Genomic DNA, 18,824 nt, shown 5'->3' on the forward strand with positions numbered 1-18,824 from the left:
TAAGCATGGGTTTGCTTCGTGTTGCTTCGGCGATGTCGTTGTGTGCGGTGGCTTTTTCGGTCCAGGCCGGGCAGTTGCCGATCGAAGTGCTCAGTGCGGTGGTCAAGGACCAGAAAATCGCTGATGCCGAAGTGCTGCTGCAACGCAACGGCGCACAGAATGTGGTGGGCCGCACCAACGCCCAGGGCCAAGTGACGCTGACCAGTGAGGCCGCTGATGATGCGAGCAACCTGCTGATCATCAAGAAACCTGGCTACTCCAACCTGGTGGTGAAGTGCCCATGCGCGGGCATGACCTACGCCATCAGCCCGGTGATGGAAAACCTCGATGGCCTGCGTGTGGTGCTGACCTGGGGCAAGACGCCGAGTGACCTCGACTCCCACATGATTTTCCCCGGCAATAACATCTACTTCGAGAACCAGAAGGGTACTGACGCCGAGTTGGATGTGGATGACACCGACAGCTACGGTCCGGAAACCATCACCCTGCAGAAAAAGCACTACGGCGAAAGCTACGTCTATGCCGTGCACGACTACAGCAATGGCGGCAATCCAGGCTCGCGCCAGTTGTCCGACAGCGAAGCCAAGGTGTTCGTGTACATGGGCCAATCGCTGGTGCGTACCTACTACGTGCCCAAGAACCGCAGCGGCAACCTGTGGACGGTGTTCCGCATGACCGGCAGCGGCGACTTCCAGGACATCAACACTTTCAGTGGCGTGACCGTGAATGCGGCGAATGTGCTGAACGAAGTCAAACCGCTGCTGGATGACAGCGTGGCGGTCACCGCCGTCACCGTCAGCTCTTCCGTACAAACCGATGCGAAGCGTCTGAACCTGCAGGGTGAAGCGGCCTACCAGGCCGGCAAGCTGGACCAGGCCATCGACCTGTTCCGCCAGGCTATCGAGCTGGACAATGGCTTCGGCAAGGCCTACGGCAACCTCGGCCTGGCGTATCAGAAAGCCGGCAACACTGCCGAGTCGATCTGGGCCAATCGCAAGGCTATCGCCCTTGCCACCGGCGCCAATGCTGCCACCGTGCGTGCAGGTGCCTACTACAACATTGCGCGGATCTACGAAGCGGCGGGGCAGTTCCCGGATGCATTGCGTCACTACCAGTTGGCCAAGGAGCAGAAGGCCAACCCGGTGTATGACACGGCGATTGAGCGGGTGCAGAATCGCTGATTCAGCTGTAGCGCAGGTCTGAAATGTGGGAGGGGGGCAATCCCCCTCCCACATTTGGTTTGTGGTGTTCCTACAGCCACAGTCGAACTTGTCAAATTTGGCCCAAGGCCATTGCTGCACCCTGTGTATCATCCTGTCTCTTTTTTCCATGCGACCTTTCTCGATTCGCTGAGCTTGCTGGGCTACGTTTTTAAGCCACCTTCAGCGGTCAATGGAGTGACAGCCTATGCACGACACCCTCCAGCAGGTCTTTGGTTATCCACAGTTTCGTTTGGGCCAGGAAGAAACGGTCAGCGCCGTACTGGCAGGTCGTTCGGCTGCGGCCATTTTTCCTACGGGGTCGGGCAAGTCCCTGTGTTATCAGCTGTCGGCGGTGTTGCTGCCGCACCTGACGCTGGTGGTGTCGCCGTTGTTGGCGTTGATGCAGGACCAGTTGGGCTTCCTGCAACGCCACGGTATTTCGGCGGGCAGTATCGATTCGGCGCAAAGCCGCGAGGACGCCAATGACGTGATGGCCCGCGCGCGTTCCGGCGAGCTGAAAATCCTGATGATTTCCGTGGAGCGCTTGAAGAACGAGCGTTTTCGCCACTTCCTGCAAAGTGTGCAGATCTCGCTGCTGGTGGTGGATGAGGCGCACTGTATTTCCGAGTGGGGCCACAACTTCCGCCCGGATTATTTGAAGCTGCCGGACTACCAGCGCCAGTTCAAGATCCCACAAGCGCTGCTGCTGACGGCTACGGCCACGCCCAAGGTGATTGCCGACATGCAGGCCAAGTTCGCCATTGCGCCGGACGACGTGGTCACCACGGGCTTCTACCGGCCCAACCTCGACCTGTTGGTGGAGCCGGTCGCCGGTGCGGACAAGCATCGGCGCCTGGTGCAGTGGATGAGCGAGCGGGCCAACCAGCCCAGCATCGTCTACGTCACCTTGCAGAAAACCGCCGAGCAGATTGCCGAGCACCTGAACCGCAACGGTATCCAGGCCGAGGCGTATCACGCCGGCTTGCCCCACGACAGGCGTGAGGGCATCCAGCAGCGCTTCATGGGTGGGCGCTCCAATTGCATCGTCGCTACCATCGCGTTTGGCATGGGTATCGACAAGAGCGATATCCGCAATGTCGTGCATTTTGACCTGCCCAAATCCATCGAGAACTACAGCCAGGAAATCGGCCGTGCGGGGCGTGATGGGCAGCCCTCGGACTGCCTGGTGCTGGCCAACCGCGACAGCCTCAATGTGCTGGAAAACTTCGTGTACGGCGATACGCCCGAGCAGGACGGTATTCGGCGGGTGCTGGAAGAGTTGCAGGCAGCGCGCAGTGAAGGGCAGTGGGAGTTCCTGCTGAGGTCGCTGTCGGACCACAGCAACATCCGCGAACTGCCACTGAAGACACTGCTGGTGCAATTGGAGCTCAGGGGCGTGATCGCGCCGCGCTACGCGTTTTATGCCGAGTACCGCTTCAAGTACCTGGTCGAGCCCGAGGCCCTGCTGGTGCGTTTTTCCGGCGAGCGCCAGCAGTTTGTCGCGGCGATCATCCAGGTGTGCAAGCGCGCGAAAACCTGGGCGACCGTGGATTTCGACGCGCTTTACCAACAACACAATGCCGAACGCAGTCGGGTGGTGAAGGCCCTGGATTACTTCCAGGAACAAGGCCTGATCGAGTTGGAAAGCAAGCAGATGACGGAGGTCTACAGCCTGCTGGATACCGAGTTTGATCCACAGGTGTTGAGCGCCGAGTTATACACAGGCTTCAAGCAGCACGAGGTGACGGAAGTGGCGCGGATTCATGCCATGCTCGATCTGTTCGCCACCGAACATTGCCTGGGGCAGCGCCTGGCGCGTTACTTTGGTGATGAAAATGCACCGCAGCGCTGCGGGCACTGCTCTGTGTGCCACGGCCACGTCGCGCATTTGCCGGCGCCGCCGAGCCTGCCGCCGCTTGTGGATAAAAACTTCATGGGGCTGTGCGGTGATTTTATCCACAGGCATCATGAGCACACCGGCCAACTGCCGGGCGCTGAGCGGCTGACACGGTTCCTGGGGGGTATCAGCGTGCCGTTGTTTACCAAGTTGAAGGCGCGGGGCATTCCCGGTTTCGCAGCGCTGGAAGACTACCCCTACGCCGACGTGCGTGAGTGGGCCCAAGCCCACTTGAGTGACCTGTAACCCTACTTTCATGAGACGTGCCCATGCCTGACTCAATGCCGCAACGCGCCGATTACCGTCACTTCCAGCCGATCATCACACGCTGGCACGACAACGATGTGTACGGCCATGTGAACAATGTCACCTACTACAGCTTCTTCGACACGGCGGTGAATACCTACCTGATCGAACAGGGTGGGTTGGATATTCATGACGGTGAGGTGGTGGGGTTTGTGGTGAGTTCGGCGTGCGATTACTTCGCCTCGATTGCCTTTCCCGACCGCCTGGACATCGGCCTGCGGGTGGGCAAGTTGGGCAACAGCTCAGTGCAGTACGAATTGGCGGTGTTCAAGGCAGGCGAAGAGGAGGCCTGTGCGGCGGGGCGCTTTGTGCATGTGTTCGTGGATCGGGGGACGAACCAGCCGGTGACGATTCCGGGGATGTTGCGCGAGGCGTTGCAGCGGTTGGTGGTCTGACTTCGGCGTTGCAGGCACCACGGAACCCGATGTGGGAGGGGGCCAGCCCCCTCCCACATTGGTTTTACAGTGTTCTTTAGCGCTTAGCGGTGACGGTAGTGATGCTTGTTCTTGCGATGCCCGTAGGCATGGCCGCGGCCGCGATGGTCGTCGCGGTCATAACGGCGGCTATCACGACTACGACGATCATCGTCATCGCTCTTGTTGCCCATGTAGTTGCCCAGCGCACCGCCCGCGCCACCGCCGGCCGCTGAACCGATCAGTGCCCCGGTGCTGCCGCCGACACTGCGGCCCACCACGTTGCCGCCGGCTGCGCCCAGTGCGCCGCCAATGGCTGCTTCGCCGCGGCTGCGCTTGTCTGCGCCGACCGCACTACCGCCTGCGCCGCCCAGGGCCGCGCCGATGGTCGAACCGGTGTTGCCGCCCAACTGCTGGCCGACAACCGAGCCTAGAACCCCGCCCAATGCGCCGCCCACACCGGCTTCGGTGGTGCCACCGGCCATGGCTGCGCCACTGACCAGGCCAAGGGACAACAAGAGAATCGAGGAGAACTTCATAGAGAGACCTCAAGAGGATGACGGCGCGATCCTGAGGCTGTATTGACATGGTTACAATAGAAATCCGACCAGTAGCACGAGTTGTACACAATTCTCTAAGTTACTGTTTTAGCTCTGGAACTTAAGTGGTTTTTGCGAGTCTTTAGCTACTTCGGAACGGCCGCTTTTATGCAAAAGCGGCCTTTTTTGTGTCCGAAATGATCAGTCAGGCCGAACGCGCCGTGATCAGCCCATTGTCACTGGCAGCTTCCAAACGTATCGCCACGAACTTCGACGTCGGTGTATGGCTGCCATCCCCGGTGCTTTCCAGCGGCACCAACGGGTTCACTTCCGGGTAGTAAGCCGCAGCCTGCCCCGCCGGAATATCAAACGCCAGCAAGGTGAAGCCCTTCACCCGACGCTCGCGGCCGTCTTCCCACAACGACACGATGTCGGCTTTCTGCCCCGGCTTGAAGCCCAGGCGGATGATGTCGGCTTCGTTGACGAACAGCACGTCACGCTGGCCTTTGACCCCGCGATAGCGGTCGTCCAGGCCATAAATGGTGGTGTTGTACTGATCGTGGGAGCGCATCGATTGCATGATCAGGTCCGGCACGTGGCCCGTGGCATGGGTGCGCTCGTGGATCAGGTCCTTGGGCAGGATGTTCGGGCGGAAGTTGGCACGGCCCGAAGGCGTGTTCCAGCGTCGGGCACCGGCGGAGTTGCCCAGGTAGAAACCACCGGGGTGTTTCAGGCGTTCGTTGAAGTCCTTGAAGCCTGGGATGGTATCGGCGATCAGGTCGCGAATGCGGCTGTAATCGGCCACCAACCAGTTCCAGTCCACCGGTTTGCTGCCCAGGGTTGCGGCGGCGATGCCGGCGAGGATGGCCGGTTCCGATTTCATCAACTTCGACAGCGGCTGCAGTTGGCCGTTGGAGTCGTGGACCATGCTGAACGAGTCTTCTACCGTCACCGCTTGCGGACCTTCGGCCTGGATGTCGATGTCGGTGCGGCCCAGGCACGGCAGGATCAGCGCGTCCTTGCCGTGCATCAGGTGGCTGCGGTTGAGCTTGGTGCTGATCTGCACGGTCAGGTCGCAATTGCGCAGTGCTTCGAAGGTGCGCGGGCTGTCCGGCGTGGCTTGGGCGAAGTTGCCACCCAGGCCGATAAACACCTTGGAGCGACCTTCAAGCATGGCGTGGATCGCTTCCACCACGTTGTGCCCGTTGGTGCGCGGCACCTGGAACTGGAAGCGTCGCTCCAAGGCGTCGAGGAACGCCACCGGTGGGCGTTCGTTGATGCCCATGGTGCGGTCGCCCTGCACGTTGCTGTGGCCACGCACCGGGCACAGGCCGGCGCCGGGGCGGCCGATGTTGCCGCGCAGCAGCATCAGGTTGGCGATTTCCTGGATGGTCGGCACCGAGTGGCGGTGCTGGGTGATACCCATCGCCCAGCACATGATCACGTTCTTGCCCTTGGCGTACATGCGTGCCGCTTGCTCGATCTCGACCAGGGTCAGGCCGGACTGTTCGACGATTTCATCCCAGGAGGTGTCGTCGATCTGGCCCAGGTAATCCAGCACGTTGGCCGTGTGTTCATTGAGGAAGTCGTGGTCGAACACCGCTTCCTTGCCTTCGGCCTGAGCCTGGCGCTCCCACAGCAGCAGGAACTTGGCCATGCCGCGCAGGATCGCCATGTCGCCACCCAGGGCCGGGCGGAAGTACGCGGTGTTGGTCGGCTTGTCGCCGTTGGTGAGCATTTCCAGCGGATGCTGCGGATGCTGGAAGCGCTCCAGGCCGCGCTCCTTGAGGGGGTTGATGCACACCACCTGGGCACCGCGTTTGACCGCTTCACGCAGCGGTTCGAGCATGCGCGGGTGGTTGGTGCCGGGGTTCTGGCCCCAGACGAATATCGCATCGGCATGTTCGAAGTCATCAAAGGTCACGGTGCCTTTGCCGACACCCACGCTCTGCGCCAGGGCCACGCCGCTGGCCTCGTGGCACATGTTCGAGCAGTCCGGGAAGTTGTTGGTGCCGTAGGCGCGCACAAACAGCTGGTACAGGTACGCCGCTTCGTTACTGGCACGGCCCGAGGTGTAGAACTCGGCCATGTCCGGGCTGGGCAGGGCGTTGAGGTGCTTGCCGACCAGGTCGAAGGCCGCTTCCCAGCTGATGGGCTGGTAGCGATCGGTTTCGGCGTCGTAGCGCATGGGCTCGGTCAGGCGGCCTTGGTACTCGAGCCAATAGTCGCTTTGCTCCAGCAGCGCGGTGACGCTGTGCTTGGCGAAAAACGCTGCGTCAACGCGGCGCTTGGTGGCTTCCCAGTTGACCGCCTTGGCGCCGTTCTCGCAGAACTTGACCATGCCGCTTTCCGGCGAGTCGCCCCAGGCGCAGCCCGGGCAGTCGAAGCCGCCGTTCTGGTTGGTCTTGAGCATCATGCGCAGGTTTTTCAGCGCGTTGTCACTGGTCAACCACGCCTGTGCCACGCTGATCAGCGCGCCCCAGCCGCCAGCCGGGCCCTTGTAAGGCTTGTAGCGCGGGGTTGGGGTTTGGTCGGCTTGATGATGATTGCTCACGGCTGGTTCTCCATCGCAGGGCTGTAGACCCGCGGCGCACTTTTCTGCGGCAGGTGGATGAGATTGAGGTTATGCCGGCGAGCCCATTGCAGGGCCAGGCCGGTGGGCGACGACAGGCTGACCAGGGTCTGTATGCCCGCGCGCAGGACTTTCTGGATCAATTCGAGGCTGCAACGGCTGGTGACAATCGCCAGCCCGCCGTCGGTGGGGATCCGTTGGCGGATCAGCGCACCGATCAACTTGTCGAGGGCGTTGTGCCGGCCGATGTCTTCACGGCCCATCAGCAATTCGCCCTGGTTATTCATGAACACAGCCGCATGCACAGCGCCGCTGCACTGGCCCAAAGGCTGGAACGCGCTGATGCGCTGGCGCAGGCCGTCGAGCCATTCGGCAGGCGGCAAGGGCGCGCCGGGCAGCACTTGAAGGTCCGGCAGGGCCTGTTCAACGGCTTCCACTCCGCACAGGCCGCAGCCGCTGGTACCTGCCAGCTGGCGGCGCTGCTGCTTGAGGTTCCAGAACGCACGGCTGGAGATCTGCACCTGAGCGTATTGGGCCGAACCCGAACCGCTGAGTTTCAGATCATAAATATCGCTGACGTCGGCGATAATGCCGCTGCCGATGCTGAACCCGACAATAAAGTCTTCCAGGTCCGTGGGCGTGACCAGCATGACGGCCTGGCTGATGTCGTTATAGGCAATCGCCAACGCCACTTCTTCCGCCAAGGCGGTGCTGGTGACTTCAGTGTGCTCAAGGTTGCAAAACTGGTAGCTCTGGCTGGCGACGGGCGCGGACGTTTCCGGAGCAGGCGCCGCGCAGACTGGGCGCTTGGCGTTCATGGGGCAGTACCACCGGCGGATTGATCAGTGTTTAGACTAGGCGCGACAAAGCGTCGCGTCTAATTGCCAGTACTGATCTACCGATAGATGACGTCGATCAAGACTCTGTTTGCGATTTCTGAAACAGCGCGAAACACGCCTCTGCCAATGCCGAACGCGGTGCGCTGCGCCGCATGATCAGGCCCAGGCGCGCCAGGGTGTGGGCGTCTTCGATAGGTTGCAGGCGCAAATGTTCGGTGAGGGCGTCCAGACCGCCGTCCAGCGGCATGACGGCGCAGCACAGTCCGCCATGCACAGCTTGTAACAACTGATGGACGGCGTCGGTTTGTAACAGCGGCTGCGGGTGCAGGCCCCGGCTGTGGAAGTTGTGGTCGATGGACTGACGGAAGTGCATGCCACTGGTGAGCATGCCCAGGGGCAGTTCGATCAATGCCTCCCAGCTCAGCGGCTTGTCGCCAAAACTGAAATAGCGCTGGTCGTAGAGCAGGCCCATGCGGGTATCGCCGAGGGCCAGGGAATCGAAGCGCTCGTTGTCCAGGCGGTCGAGGTAGGACACGCCCAGGTCCAGGCGATTGTTCGCCAACTGTTCGAGGATCTGCTCGGAGCTGAGGGCCGAAAGCTCAAAGCGCAGGCTCGGATGCTCCTTGTGCAGTTGTTGCATCAACGCCAGCGGATCAAAGCTCGACAACGGCACCACACCCAGGCGCAACGTACCCACCAGGTTGCCACGGCAGGCGGCGGCTTCGGCCTGCAAGCCGTCATAGGCCGCCAGCACCGTGCGGGCCCAGGCCAGCACGCGCTCGCCGGGGGCGGTGAACCCTTCGAAACGCTGGCCGCGATTGACCAGCGGCAAGTCCAGCTCTTCTTCAAGGTTGCGCAGGCGCATCGACAGGGTTGGCTGGGTGATGTGGCAACGCGCCGCGGCCTGGCCGAAGTGACGGGTCTCGTCGAGGGCGATGAGGAATTTCAGCTGCTTGATGTCCATCTTCGCTCCAGGGCTTATTCCAATGGCGGGGGGATTCTAGCGCGTTTGCGTCTTTGGTCGGGCTGGAACCCAAGTCTGCCGGACTGGTCTAGTCTTGGGCATCTGGAAATCAACTACCAAGGAGAGCGCACTATGAGCATTTTCAGCTTTATCAAAGAAGCCGGCGAAAAGATTGTCGACCTGTTGACGCCGGGTAACGCCAATGCGAGTGAGCAGTTGAAGGAACACGTAGCGAAGGTGGGTCTGGGGAATCCGAATGTGCAGACCACGGTAGAGGGCGACAAGGTGACCGTGACCGGTGAAGTCGCCACCCAGGAAGAGAAAGAGAAGATTCTGCTGGCGCTGGGTAACATCCAAGGCGTGGCCAGTGTGGATGACCAGATCACCGTAACCGGCCCGGCAGTGACCGCCGCCCGTTTCGTCGTGGTGAAAAAGGGTGACACCCTCAGCGCGATTTCCCTGACGGTGTACGGCAACGCCAACCTGTACAACAAGATCTTCGAGGCCAACAAGCCGCTGTTGTCCCATCCAGACAAGATTTACCCAGGGCAGACGCTGCGTATTCCTGAGTAATACACGGGCGAAAAGGTGGGAGGGGGCTTGCTCCCGATAGCTGAGTGTCAGTCGACATCAAGTTGACTGATCCACCGCTATCGGGAGCAAGCCCCCTCCCACATGGTTCAGAGCCCGGCAATGAGATCCCGGTAATCCTCGACCGCCGCAAATTCCCCGGTGTCCTTCGGCCCTTTTTGGCTGTCCGGCTCTTTCACCGCCAGTAAATGCCCCACGCCAAACGCCTGGGCACTGCGCAGGATCGGCAGGGTGTCGTCGATAAACAGGCTGCGAGCCGGATCGAACTGGATGTCAGCCTGCAAGGCATCCCAGAACTGCGGGTTTTCCTTGGCGAAGCCGTAGTCGTGGGAGCTGATCAATCGCTCGAAGTACGGCGCCAGTTCAATGCGCTCCAACTTCAGTGACAGCGAGTCACGGTGGGCATTGGTGATCAGGATCACGCGCTTGCCTGCCCGTTTGATCGCCGCCAGGAAGGTATCGGCATCCGGGCGCAGGGCGATCAGGTGGGCGGTTTCCAGCTTGAGTTCGCGCACCGGGATGTTCAGCTCCGCACTCCAGAAATCCAGGCAATACCATTGCAACTGTCCGGCGTTACGCTCGAACAGAGGCTGCAACTCCATTTCGGCCATGGCCCGGCTCACCCCGTGCAGCTCGGCGTAACGCTGGGGCAGGTGCTCCATCCAGAAGTGGTTGTCGTAATGCAGGTCGAGCAGGGTGCCGTCCATGTCCAGCAGGACGGTGTCGATGGCGTGCCAGGGCAAAGAGGGCATGGTGCGGTCTCATGTAAGTAAAGATATCCGACACAGACAATCGGAAAAGCCACGGTATAGTAACCCGATCACGCCAAGGAGCCGCTTATGCGCCAGAAACCCACCGTCCTCGCCCGCGAAATAGTCGCCAGTAGCCGTTTGTTCCGCGTGGAGGAAGTGCAATTGCGCTTTTCCAATGGCGTTGAACGGACCTACGAGCGCCTGGTGGGCCGCGGTGCCGGCTACGGCGCAGTGATGATCGTGGCGATGATCGACGAAGATCATGCGTTGCTGGTTGAAGAGTACTGCGGCGGTACCGATGAGTATGAGCTGTCCTTGCCCAAGGGCCTGATCGAACCCGGCGAAGACGTGCTGGCGGCAGCAGACCGTGAACTCAAGGAAGAAGCCGGCTACGGCGCACGGCAGTTGGAACACATTACCGAGCTGTCGTTGTCTCCTGGCTACATGAGCCAGAAAATCCAGGTGGTGCTCGCCACCGAACTCTATGAAGAACGCCTGGAAGGCGATGAGCCCGAGCCGATGCGTGTGGACCGGGTCAATCTGCGCGAGCTGTCGCAGCTTGCGCAAAACGAGCAGTTCAGCGAAGGCCGCGCCTTGGCGGCGTTGTACCTGGTACGAGATTTGTTGATTCAGCGTGGAGCGTTTACCCCATGAGCGAACTGTTTTTAGGCCACCCGTTTATCGCCCCTGTGATCGAGCTGGCCCGCCAGGCGGGTGAAGTGATCCTGCCGTACTGGCGCGCCGATGTGGCGGTGACCTCCAAGGCCGATGATTCGCCGGTCACGGCGGCCGACCTGGCCGCCCACCATCTGATTCTTGCGGGCCTAACCGCATTGGACCCGAGCATCCCTGTGCTGTCCGAAGAAGACGCCGACATCGACCAGAGCGTACGGGCCGGCTGGCAGCGCTGGTGGTTGGTGGACCCGCTGGATGGCACCAAGGAATTTATCGCCGGCAGCGAAGAATTCACCGTCAATATTGCCCTGGTCGAACAGGGTCGCGTGGTGTTCGGCGTGGTGTCCATGCCCACCAGTGGCCGTTGCTACTTCGGTGGAGCCGGCCTGGGGGCGTGGCGCTCCGATGTGAACGAAGCGCCCAGGCAGATCCAGGTGCGCGAGGCCCCAGCAGTGGGTGAGGCGTTTACCGTGGTCGCCAGCCGCCGGCATACCAGCCCCGAGCAAGAGCGTCTGCTGGACGGTTTGAGCGAAGGGTTGGGGGAGTTGAAACTGGCGAATATCGGCAGTTCGTTGAAGTTCTGCCTGTTGGCCGAGGGCAGTGCCGATTGCTACCCGCGGCTGGCGCCGACTTCGCAGTGGGATACGGCGGCGGCGCAGGGTGTATTGGAAGGGGCGGGCGGCGAGGTGCTGGAGTTGAGTGGCGAGCCGTTCAGCTATCCGGCGCGGGCGTCGTTGCTGAATCCGTTTTTCCTGGCGTTGCCGGCGAAGGCGGCGTGGCGTGAGCGGTTGCTGACCTTGGCCCGCTCTTAATACCTCAGCCGATCTAAATGTGGGAGGGGCGGTGCCCCTCCCACATTTGTTTTGTGTATTGGCTTCTAGCGGTGCAGGACGTATTGGCCGGTGAACGTAACGGCCCGCTCTTCACTGCCCTCATTCGCGATCCAGGTGTCCAACGCCAGCCGCGCTCGGCCATAGCGCTTGTAGGTCGCCAAAAAGCGCTTCCACACCTTCTCCTCCGGCGCCGCGCAAATGGCGGTCGCGTCGTGCGTCACCGGCAGCGGATAGCTGATCTGCCCTTCCTGAATCACGATATGCCCGTCTTCAATCCCTTCCTCGCGCAGTTGCAGGTGCATCCAGCCCCAACCCGCCAGCACCGCGCCGCAGTAAAGGCTGCCGCCGAACATGGTGCTCTTGTGGTTGATATTGGCTTGCAAAGGCAGGTGCAGCTGCAGTTGCCCGTCTTGCCAGTCGAGTACCTTGAGGCCCATTTCGCGGGTCAGGGGGATGTCGTGGTGGAGGATGGATTCCAGGTAACGGCTGTCACGGCTCATGGGGGCCTCTTGATGGGTGGGCAGGGTCATTCGTCGTCAGCACTTTGGTTGGCGAAGTTCAGGCCGTGCTTGCGCAGTTTGTCGTGCAGGGTCTTGCGCGGTACGCCGAGGGCTTCTGCGAGGCTGCGCATGGAGCTGTGGGGGCGGGTCAGTTCGGCGGCGATCAGGCTTTTTTCGAACTGCTCGACCTGTTCGCTCAAGCCGCCCGGCGTGGAAGTCAGCACGCTGCTGGCGGGATTGTCCGGGGTGCTGTCCAGCGCCAGCTCCAGGCCCAACGCAAAGCGCTCGGCGGCGTTCTGCAATTCGCGCACATTGCCCGGCCAGCTATGACGCAACAGCAGGGCACGCTGGCCCGGTTGCAGCTCGTGCAAAGGCAGGCCGTGGCGACTGCTGGCTTCGTCGGCGAAGTGCTGGAACAGCATCAACGCATCTTCACCGCGCTCGCGCAGTGGCGGAATACGCAACGGCGCGACGTTGAGGCGGTAGTACAAGTCGGCGCGGAAGCGGCCCTGGTCGGCGGCCTGGCGCAGGTCTTCCTTGGTGGCGGCGATGATGCGGATATCCAGCGGGATCAGCTGGTTGCCGCCGAGGCGCTCCACCACACGCTCCTGTAACAGGCGCAGCAGCTTGACCTGCACGTCCAGGCTCATGCTTTCGATTTCATCGAGGAACAACGTGCCGCCGTTGGCGAATTCGAATTTGCCGATGCGGCGTTTCTGCGCGCCGGTAAAGGCGCCGGGCTCATGGCCGAACAGTTCGCTCTCCACCACCGACTCGGCCAACGCCCCGGCATTGATCGCCACAAACGGCCCGCTGCGCCGGCTCGACAGGTCGTGCAGCGCGCGGGCCACCACTTCCTTGCCGGCGCCGGTTTCGCCGAGGATCAGCACATCCGCGCGGGTTGCTGCCAGGGCGCCGATCTGCTCGCGCAGGCGCAGCATCTGTGGCGAGTGCCCCACCAGGCGGGTGCTCAACTGCTGGCGGTCACTGAGGGCCAGGCGCAGGCTGCGGTTGTCGAGCACCAGTCGGCGCAGGGCCAGGGCGCGGCGCACGCTGTCGAGCAGGGCGTCGCTGGCGAAGGGTTTTTCGAGGAAGTCATAGGCCCCCGCGCGCATGGCCTGCACCGCCAGCGGCACGTCGCCGTGGCCGGTGATCAGCAGCACCGGCAGGTCCGGATCCTGGCCGTGCAGCTCGGCCAGCAGCTCCAGGCCGTCCATGCCGGGCATGCGGATGTCGCTGACCACCACGCCCGGCCAATCCCGCGACAGGCGCGCGGTGAGGCCGGTGGCTTCGCCCAGGGGCAGGACGTTCAGCCCGGCCAGGTCCAGGGTCTGGCACAGGGCCTGACGCAAGTGTGGATCATCGTCGATCAACACCACCTGAATCTGGTTATCGATACTCATACACTGCGGTCCTCGGACGGTTGCAGACTGACGCCCGGCGAGCCGGCGCGCAATTTCAAGGTTAACAGCGCGCCGCCTTCCTTGTGGTTGGCAAACAGCAGTTCGCCGCCAAAGGCACGCATCAGGGTTTCACAGATCGCCAGGCCCAGGCCCAAGCCCTGGGTGCGGGTCTTGGTGGTGTAGAACGGTTCGCTGGCGCGGCCCAGGGCTTCCATGCAAAAGCCTGGGCCATTGTCGCGAATGTACAGGTTGACGCCCTGGGCGGTGGTTTCGGCACTCAGCCACAGTTTGCGCGGCGGGCCTTTTTCGGTAAGGGCGTCGAGGGCGTTGGCCAGCAGGTTGCCCAGCACCTGGCGCAGGCGGGTTTCGCCGGCCTGCACCCACAGGGTCGCTTCCGGCAAATCGCGGATCAGTTCCACTTCCATCGACCGCCGCCGCTTGGCCAGCAAGGCCAGCGCATCGTCCAGCGCCGGTTGCAGGGCCACGCTCTCCGGGGCATGGCGATCGCGCCGGGCGAAGGCGCGCAGGTGGGCGATGATCGAGGCCATGCGCCCGGTCAGTTCGCTGATCAGCTTGAGATTGCCCCGGGCATCGCTGGTGCGCTCGTGGTCGAGCAGGATCTCGGCGTTTTCCGCATAGCTGCGGATCGCCGCCAGGGGTTGATTGAGTTCGTGGCTGATACTTGCCGACATGGTGCCCAGCGCTGACAGCTTGCCGGCCTGCACCAAGTCATCCTGGGCGCGCACCAGTTCCTGCTGGGCGTGTTCGCGCTCCAGCACCTCCTGTTTGAGGCGACGGTTGAGGCCTTCCAGATCGCTGGTCCGTTCGACCACGCGCATCTCCAGCTCGCGGCGGGCCTTGGCTTCGAAGGCGATGCGTTCCAGGTAGTGGCGACGGCGCTGCATCAACAGGCCCAGCAGCAGCATCAACACCAGCAACGTGGCGCCGCCCACGGCGACCACCGTGCGCACCGGGCGGCTGATCAAGGATTGCGGTGCAAGGATCTCCACATTCCAGCCGGTCTCGGCAATGGCGGTGGATTGGCGCAGCCATGCGCTGTTGCTCAGGCTCAACGGTTGCGGGTCGCGCGTGGGGTAGGGCTGGATGGCGATGATGGCCTGGCGTTCTTCGGCGGTCAGCGGCCGGGTGGCCCGGAAGCGCCATTGCGGGCGTGACGTGAGGATCACCACGCCGTTGTGGTCGGTGACCAATAGTTGTTCCGGGGTATTGCCCCACAGGCTTTCGGTGTGGTCCAGGTCGACCTTGACCACCAGTACGCCGATGATCGTGTCGCCATCGCGCACTGCGGCGGCGAAGAAATAGCCGCGCTTGGCCGAGGTGGTGCCCAGCCCGAAAAACCGCCCCAGGCGCCCGGCCATGGCTTCGCTGAAATAGGGCCGGAACGAGAAGTTGCGCCCGACGAAACTGTCCTGCTTGTCCCAATTGGACGCGGCGAGGGTCTTGCCGGTGGTGTCCATCAAATACATCACTTCCACCCCGGCCTGGGCGGCGACGTCCTTGAGCAGCAGGTTGGCGTTGACCAGGTTGGTACTGACCTGCGGTGCGTCCAGTGCCGTGCGCAAGGCCGGCAAGTCGCCGAGGATCTGCGGCAGCACTTCATAGCGATGCAGGGTGCCCAGCAGGTTGGCGACGTACAGGTCGAGGGTCTGGCGGTTTTGCCCGGCCAGTTCGCTGCGATAGTAACGCTCGGCCAAGTGCTCCAGCGGCCACAGCAACGGTGCCAGGCACAGGGCCAACAGGGCAAGGCTGCGCCAGCGGGGTCTTCGCGGAAGGGGTGGAGTCATGGGAGTCGTGCGCCTGTGGGTACAGGCGCATTATGCCTAGTGCTGCCCGGCAAGACACTCGCGCAATGCGTCTTGCCACAAGGGCTGGCTGACGTGCCATTGCTGGCGCAGGTGGCTGCAATCCAGACGTGAGTTCAGCGGGCGCCGGGCGGGGGTCGGGTAGGCGCTGGACGGGATCGCCTCCAGTTCGGCACAGGCGCGGCCACTGGCGCGCAGGTGCTCGCCGATCGCCTGGGCAAAGCCGAACCACGAGGTTTCACCCTCGGCGGTCAGGTGGTAGATGCCCCATTCCCCGGCCTTGCCCGCCTGCCAGCGTTCGATCAGGGCGCGCGTACTGGCGGCAATGGTCCCGGCCCACGTCGGCGCGCCGATCTGGTCGGCGACGATGCGCAGGTGGGGTTTTTCTTGCAGCAGGCGCTGCATGGTCAGCAGGAAGTTCTTGCCGTGGTTGGAGTAGACCCAGCTGGTGCGCAGGATCAGGTACTGGCCTCCCACTGCGGCAATCGCCTGTTCACCCGCCAGTTTGCTCTGGCCGTAGACGCCCAGGGGATTGGGTGTGTCAGCTTCGGTGTAGGGCGCAGGCTTGCTGCCGTCGAACACGTAGTCGGTGGAATAGTGGATCAACGGGCTGCCCAAGGCCTTGGCTTCCTCGGCGAGAATCCCGGGGGCGGTGGCGTTGATGGCGAAGGCGAGGTCCGCTTCGCTTTCGGCTTGATCGACAGCCGTGTGGGCGGCGGCGTTGATGATCAGGTCGGGGCGGTGGGCGCGTACCTGTTGGCGGATGTGCTCGGCGTTGGCCAGATCGAGTTGCTCGCGGCCGAGTACAATCAGTTCGCCCAGGCCCTGGAGCTGCTGTTGCAGTGCCTGGGAGACTTGGCCATGTTGGCCGGTAATCAGGATTTTCATGGGAATAGATCGGCGTCTTTCAGGCTTTTGCCGCTCTGGTCCTTGGAAGACAAGGTTGGAGGCCCCGTCAATTGCCAGTCGATATTGAGGTCCGGATCGTCCCAGCGGATGCAGCGCTCTGCAGAGGGTGTGTAGTAATCAGTCGTCTTGTAGAGGAATTCTGCGTAGTCGCTGAGCACCACAAAACCATGGGCGAACCCCGGAGGAATCCACAGTTGGCGACTGTTTTCGGTCGATAGCCGAACGCTGGCCCATTTGCCAAATGCAGGTGAGCTCTGACGTATATCCACTGCGACGTCTAACACCTCACCGGCAGTCACTCGCACCAATTTGCCCTGAGCGTGTTCCACTTGGTAATGCAGGCCGCGCAACACGCCTCTTTGTGAGCGCGAGTGGTTGTCCTGAACAAACTCTTGCTGCAGCCCGGTTGCTTGCGCAAAGTCCCGGGCATTGAAACTCTCATAGAAAAAACCGCGTTCATCGCCAAAAACCTTCGGCTCGATGATCAATACCCCGGGCAACTCAGTGGCGGATACATTCATATGGATTATCCCCTGCGAGGGTGAACAAGTATTGACCGTAGCCGGTCTTGCCAAAATATTTGGCCCGCTCCAGCAAGTATTCACGGTCAATCCAGCGGTTCTGGTAAGCAATTTCTTCCAGGCAGGCTACTTTCAGGCCCTGGCGATGCTCGATGGTCTGCACGTAGAGCGAAGCTTCCAACAGGCTGTCGTGGGTGCCTGTATCGAGCCAAGCGAAGCCGCGCCCAAAACGTTCCACATGCAGGTCGCCGCGCTTGAGATAGGCGTTGTTGACGTCGGTAATCTCAAGCTCGCCACGATGTGAAGGTTTCACGGCTTTGGCGATCTCGATCACGTCGTTGTCGTAGAAGTAAAGGCCGGTTACGGCATAGGGGGACTTTGGCTTCAGTGGTTTCTCTTCAATCGACAGGGCGCGACCATCCTTGTCGAAGTCGATCACGCCAAATCGTTCTGGGTCTTTTACCCAATAACCAAATACCGTCGCGCCGGAAGGACGCCTGGCTGCAGTCCGCAACTGTTCGCCGAAATATTGGCCGTGGAAAATGTTGTCACCCAGGATCAGGCATACCGGGTCATTACCGATAAATTCTTCGCCAATGATAAATGCCTGGGCCAAGCCATCCGGCGACGGCTGCTCGGCATAGGTGAAGCGCACGCCGAACTGGCTGCCATCGCCCAGCAAGTTACGATACTGCGGCAAGTCCACCGGCGTGGAAATCACGAGGATGTCTTTGATTCCCGCCAGCATCAGCACCGAGATCGGGTAATAGATCATCGGCTTGTCATACACTGGCAGCAGCTGCTTGGACACGCCCAGGGTAATGGGGTGCAAGCGAGTGCCTGAGCCTCCTGCCAATACGATTCCCTTCATCATGCAATCAGATCCTTCATGTCGGTGTTGCCCAATCGTTCACCCTGATAACTGCCGTCCTGTACCCGGCGGCACCATTCCAGGTTGTCGAGGTACCACTGTACGGTCTTGCGCAGGCCGGTCTCGAACGTTTCTTCCGGGACCCAGCCCAGTTCGCGTTCGATCTTGCTGGCGTCGATTGCATAGCGCTGATCGTGGCCCGGTCGATCTTTGACGAACGTGATCAGGTCGGCAAATTTTTCCACACCGGCCGGACGTTGCGGTGCCAATTCTTCCAGCAGGCCGCAGATGCCTCGTACCACGTCGATGTTTTTTTGCTCATTGTGGCCGCCGATATTGTAGGTCTCGCCGACCACACCTTCAGTTACCACTTTCAGAAGTGCGCGGGCATGGTCCTCGACGAACAGCCAGTCGCGCACCTGCAAACCATTACCATAGACCGGTAATGGCTTGCCCGCGAGCGCGTTGAGGATGACCAGCGGGATCAACTTCTCGGGGAAGTGGAAAGGGCCGTAGTTGTTCGAACAATTGGTCAGCAATACCGGCAGGCCGTAGGTGCGCTGCCAGGCACGTACCAGGTGGTCGGACGCCGCCTTGCTCGCGGAGTAAGGTGAACTGGGCGCGTAAGGCGTGGTTTCGGTGAAAAGATCGTCAACGCCGTGCAGGTCGCCGTACACCTCATCGGTGGAGATGTGATGGAAACGGAAAGCGCTCTTGGAGGGCTCCGCCAGCGTGTGCCAGTACGCGCGGGTGGCCTCCAGCAGGCTGTAGGTGCCGACGATATTGGTCTGGATAAAATCCGACGGCCCGTCAATCGAACGATCGACATGGGATTCTGCAGCCAAGTGCATGATTGCCTGTGGCTCGAAGCGCGTCAGCACGGCGCTGACGCTGGCCTGGTCAATGATATCGGCCTGTACGAACTCATAGCGGCTGTTGGACGCAATGCTGGTCAGTGATTCCAGATTGCCTGCATAGGTAAGTTTGTCCAGGTTGAGCACTTCGTGTTCGGTGTTTTGGATCAGATGGCGGATCAGGGCGGAGCCGATAAATCCAGCGCCGCCGGTGATGAGAATGCGCATGTCGGAGGGCCTTTTCCTTAGACGGACATTAAGCGAATGAAGCATAGCTTGAGTTGTGCGGAAGATAGGCGCAAGCGCGGTATGCGTAGGGGGGTTGCCTAACTCACCTGAACAATGGCGATATACACCCCT

At 61.6% G+C, this 18,824-nt stretch carries 18 protein-coding genes; 6 read left to right on the forward strand and 12 right to left on the reverse strand.

The features are described from left to right. Positions 1–5: 5 nt before the first annotated feature. The 3 genes from V3W40_RS23210 (at position 6) to V3W40_RS23220 (ending at position 3,800) form a co-directional block, all read left to right on the forward strand. Complete coding sequence (locus tag V3W40_RS23210) at positions 6–1,181, forward strand: tetratricopeptide repeat protein (RefSeq protein WP_065925808.1); 1,176 nt, start codon at positions 6–8, stop codon at positions 1,179–1,181. Between the two features lie 226 nt (positions 1,182–1,407). After that, a complete protein-coding gene (locus V3W40_RS23215; RefSeq protein WP_330215705.1) occupies positions 1,408–3,345 on the forward strand; it encodes a RecQ family ATP-dependent DNA helicase in 1,938 nt (645 codons plus the stop codon). A 23-nt stretch (positions 3,346–3,368) separates the two neighbouring features. Next, entirely contained in the window at positions 3,369–3,800 is a 432-nt protein-coding gene (locus V3W40_RS23220) for an acyl-CoA thioesterase (RefSeq protein WP_065925806.1), read from the forward strand. 83 nt (positions 3,801–3,883) lie between these two features. Here the strand turns inward: V3W40_RS23220 and V3W40_RS23225 are convergent, their stop codons facing one another. The 4 genes from V3W40_RS23225 to V3W40_RS23240 form a co-directional block, all read right to left on the reverse strand. Next, positions 3,884–4,357 carry a glycine zipper domain-containing protein gene (locus V3W40_RS23225; protein ID WP_027605140.1) on the reverse strand — a complete coding sequence of 158 codons (474 nt, stop codon included), beginning with the start codon at positions 4,355–4,357 and terminating at the stop codon, positions 3,884–3,886. Between the two features lie 205 nt (positions 4,358–4,562). Continuing rightward, positions 4,563–6,911 (reverse strand): FdhF/YdeP family oxidoreductase, encoded by a 2,349-nt coding sequence (locus tag V3W40_RS23230; protein WP_065925805.1) that lies wholly within the window; start codon positions 6,909–6,911, stop codon positions 4,563–4,565. After that, entirely contained in the window at positions 6,908–7,747 is an 840-nt protein-coding gene (gene fdhD / locus V3W40_RS23235; RefSeq protein WP_065946706.1) for a formate dehydrogenase accessory sulfurtransferase FdhD, read from the reverse strand. The genes V3W40_RS23230 and fdhD overlap by 4 nt, the downstream gene beginning before the upstream one ends. A gap of 97 nt (positions 7,748–7,844) precedes the next feature. Continuing rightward, a complete protein-coding gene (locus V3W40_RS23240; protein ID WP_065925803.1) occupies positions 7,845–8,732 on the reverse strand; it encodes a LysR family transcriptional regulator in 888 nt (295 codons plus the stop codon). A gap of 132 nt (positions 8,733–8,864) precedes the next feature. On the opposite strand from V3W40_RS23240, the gene lysM reads away from it, so the two are divergent. Continuing rightward, positions 8,865–9,305 (forward strand): peptidoglycan-binding protein LysM, encoded by a 441-nt coding sequence (gene lysM, locus V3W40_RS23245; protein ID WP_065946704.1) that lies wholly within the window; start codon positions 8,865–8,867, stop codon positions 9,303–9,305. A 107-nt stretch (positions 9,306–9,412) separates the two neighbouring features. Here lysM and yrfG read toward each other — a convergent pair whose 3' ends face one another. Beyond that, the gene (gene yrfG, locus V3W40_RS23250; RefSeq protein ID WP_065946703.1) at positions 9,413–10,075 is read right to left on the reverse strand and encodes a GMP/IMP nucleotidase; all 663 of its coding nucleotides are present in this window, start codon (positions 10,073–10,075) and stop codon (positions 9,413–9,415) included. An 87-nt stretch (positions 10,076–10,162) separates the two neighbouring features. Here yrfG and nudE point away from each other — a divergent pair, with 87 nt between their 5' ends. Next, the gene (nudE, locus tag V3W40_RS23255; RefSeq protein ID WP_027605134.1) at positions 10,163–10,729 is read left to right on the forward strand and encodes an ADP compounds hydrolase NudE; all 567 of its coding nucleotides are present in this window, start codon (positions 10,163–10,165) and stop codon (positions 10,727–10,729) included. Then, complete coding sequence (cysQ, locus tag V3W40_RS23260) at positions 10,726–11,562, forward strand: 3'(2'),5'-bisphosphate nucleotidase CysQ (RefSeq protein ID WP_027605133.1); 837 nt, start codon at positions 10,726–10,728, stop codon at positions 11,560–11,562. Before nudE ends, cysQ begins: the two co-directional genes overlap by 4 nt. 65 nt (positions 11,563–11,627) lie before the next feature. On the opposite strand, the gene V3W40_RS23265 is transcribed toward cysQ, so the two are convergent. The 7 genes from V3W40_RS23265 to rfbB are packed head-to-tail and all read right to left on the reverse strand — an operon-like array spanning position 11,628 to position 18,692. Next, on the reverse strand, positions 11,628–12,083 hold the full coding sequence (locus V3W40_RS23265; protein ID WP_065925798.1) for a YiiD C-terminal domain-containing protein: 456 nt from the start codon (positions 12,081–12,083) through the stop codon (positions 11,628–11,630). A 26-nt stretch (positions 12,084–12,109) separates the two neighbouring features. Continuing rightward, a complete protein-coding gene (locus tag V3W40_RS23270; RefSeq protein ID WP_065925797.1) occupies positions 12,110–13,486 on the reverse strand; it encodes a sigma-54-dependent transcriptional regulator in 1,377 nt (458 codons plus the stop codon). Further along, the gene (locus V3W40_RS23275; RefSeq protein WP_065925796.1) at positions 13,483–15,291 is read right to left on the reverse strand and encodes a sensor histidine kinase; all 1,809 of its coding nucleotides are present in this window, start codon (positions 15,289–15,291) and stop codon (positions 13,483–13,485) included. The genes V3W40_RS23270 and V3W40_RS23275 overlap by 4 nt, the downstream gene beginning before the upstream one ends. 36 nt (positions 15,292–15,327) lie before the next feature. Continuing rightward, a complete protein-coding gene (gene rfbD, locus V3W40_RS23280; protein WP_330215706.1) occupies positions 15,328–16,197 on the reverse strand; it encodes a dTDP-4-dehydrorhamnose reductase in 870 nt (289 codons plus the stop codon). Next, positions 16,194–16,739, reverse strand: a complete 546-nt coding sequence (rfbC, locus tag V3W40_RS23285; protein WP_065925794.1) for a dTDP-4-dehydrorhamnose 3,5-epimerase — start codon at positions 16,737–16,739, stop codon at positions 16,194–16,196. The genes rfbD and rfbC overlap by 4 nt, the downstream gene beginning before the upstream one ends. Further along, positions 16,720–17,613, reverse strand: a complete 894-nt coding sequence (rfbA, locus tag V3W40_RS23290) for a glucose-1-phosphate thymidylyltransferase RfbA (protein WP_065925793.1) — start codon at positions 17,611–17,613, stop codon at positions 16,720–16,722. The genes rfbC and rfbA overlap by 20 nt, the downstream gene beginning before the upstream one ends. Continuing rightward, positions 17,610–18,692 (reverse strand): dTDP-glucose 4,6-dehydratase, encoded by a 1,083-nt coding sequence (rfbB, locus tag V3W40_RS23295; RefSeq protein WP_259244605.1) that lies wholly within the window; start codon positions 18,690–18,692, stop codon positions 17,610–17,612. Before rfbB ends, rfbA begins: the two co-directional genes overlap by 4 nt. Positions 18,693–18,824: the final 132 nt, after the last annotated feature.

The sequence above is a fragment of the Pseudomonas sp. AM8 genome, assembly GCF_036346475.1.
Taxonomy (GTDB): domain Bacteria; phylum Pseudomonadota; class Gammaproteobacteria; order Pseudomonadales; family Pseudomonadaceae; genus Aquipseudomonas; species Aquipseudomonas marginalis.

Bases quoted from the DNA above. Each gene is read 5' to 3' on its own strand.
- rfbD (WP_330215706.1), bottom strand. From the start codon at position 16,197: ATGAAAATCCTGATTACCGGCCAACATGGCCAAGTCTCCCAGGCACTG.
- V3W40_RS23215 (WP_330215705.1), top strand. From the start codon at position 1,408: ATGCACGACACCCTCCAGCAGGTCTTTGGTTATCCACAGTTTCGTTTG.
- V3W40_RS23210 (WP_065925808.1), top strand. From the start codon at position 6: ATGGGTTTGCTTCGTGTTGCTTCGGCGATGTCGTTGTGTGCGGTGGCT.
- V3W40_RS23220 (WP_065925806.1), top strand. From the start codon at position 3,369: ATGCCTGACTCAATGCCGCAACGCGCCGATTACCGTCACTTCCAGCCG.
- V3W40_RS23225 (WP_027605140.1), bottom strand. From the start codon at position 4,357: ATGAAGTTCTCCTCGATTCTCTTGTTGTCCCTTGGCCTGGTCAGTGGC.
- fdhD (WP_065946706.1), bottom strand. From the start codon at position 7,747: ATGAACGCCAAGCGCCCAGTCTGCGCGGCGCCTGCTCCGGAAACGTCC.
- nudE (WP_027605134.1), top strand. From the start codon at position 10,163: ATGCGCCAGAAACCCACCGTCCTCGCCCGCGAAATAGTCGCCAGTAGC.
- rfbA (WP_065925793.1), bottom strand. From the start codon at position 17,613: ATGATGAAGGGAATCGTATTGGCAGGAGGCTCAGGCACTCGCTTGCAC.
- cysQ (WP_027605133.1), top strand. From the start codon at position 10,726: ATGAGCGAACTGTTTTTAGGCCACCCGTTTATCGCCCCTGTGATCGAG.
- yrfG (WP_065946703.1), bottom strand. From the start codon at position 10,075: ATGCCCTCTTTGCCCTGGCACGCCATCGACACCGTCCTGCTGGACATG.
- rfbC (WP_065925794.1), bottom strand. From the start codon at position 16,739: ATGAATGTATCCGCCACTGAGTTGCCCGGGGTATTGATCATCGAGCCG.
- lysM (WP_065946704.1), top strand. From the start codon at position 8,865: ATGAGCATTTTCAGCTTTATCAAAGAAGCCGGCGAAAAGATTGTCGAC.
- rfbB (WP_259244605.1), bottom strand. From the start codon at position 18,692: ATGCGCATTCTCATCACCGGCGGCGCTGGATTTATCGGCTCCGCCCTG.
- V3W40_RS23240 (WP_065925803.1), bottom strand. From the start codon at position 8,732: ATGGACATCAAGCAGCTGAAATTCCTCATCGCCCTCGACGAGACCCGT.
- V3W40_RS23275 (WP_065925796.1), bottom strand. From the start codon at position 15,291: ATGACTCCACCCCTTCCGCGAAGACCCCGCTGGCGCAGCCTTGCCCTG.
- V3W40_RS23265 (WP_065925798.1), bottom strand. From the start codon at position 12,083: ATGAGCCGTGACAGCCGTTACCTGGAATCCATCCTCCACCACGACATC.
- V3W40_RS23270 (WP_065925797.1), bottom strand. From the start codon at position 13,486: ATGAGTATCGATAACCAGATTCAGGTGGTGTTGATCGACGATGATCCA.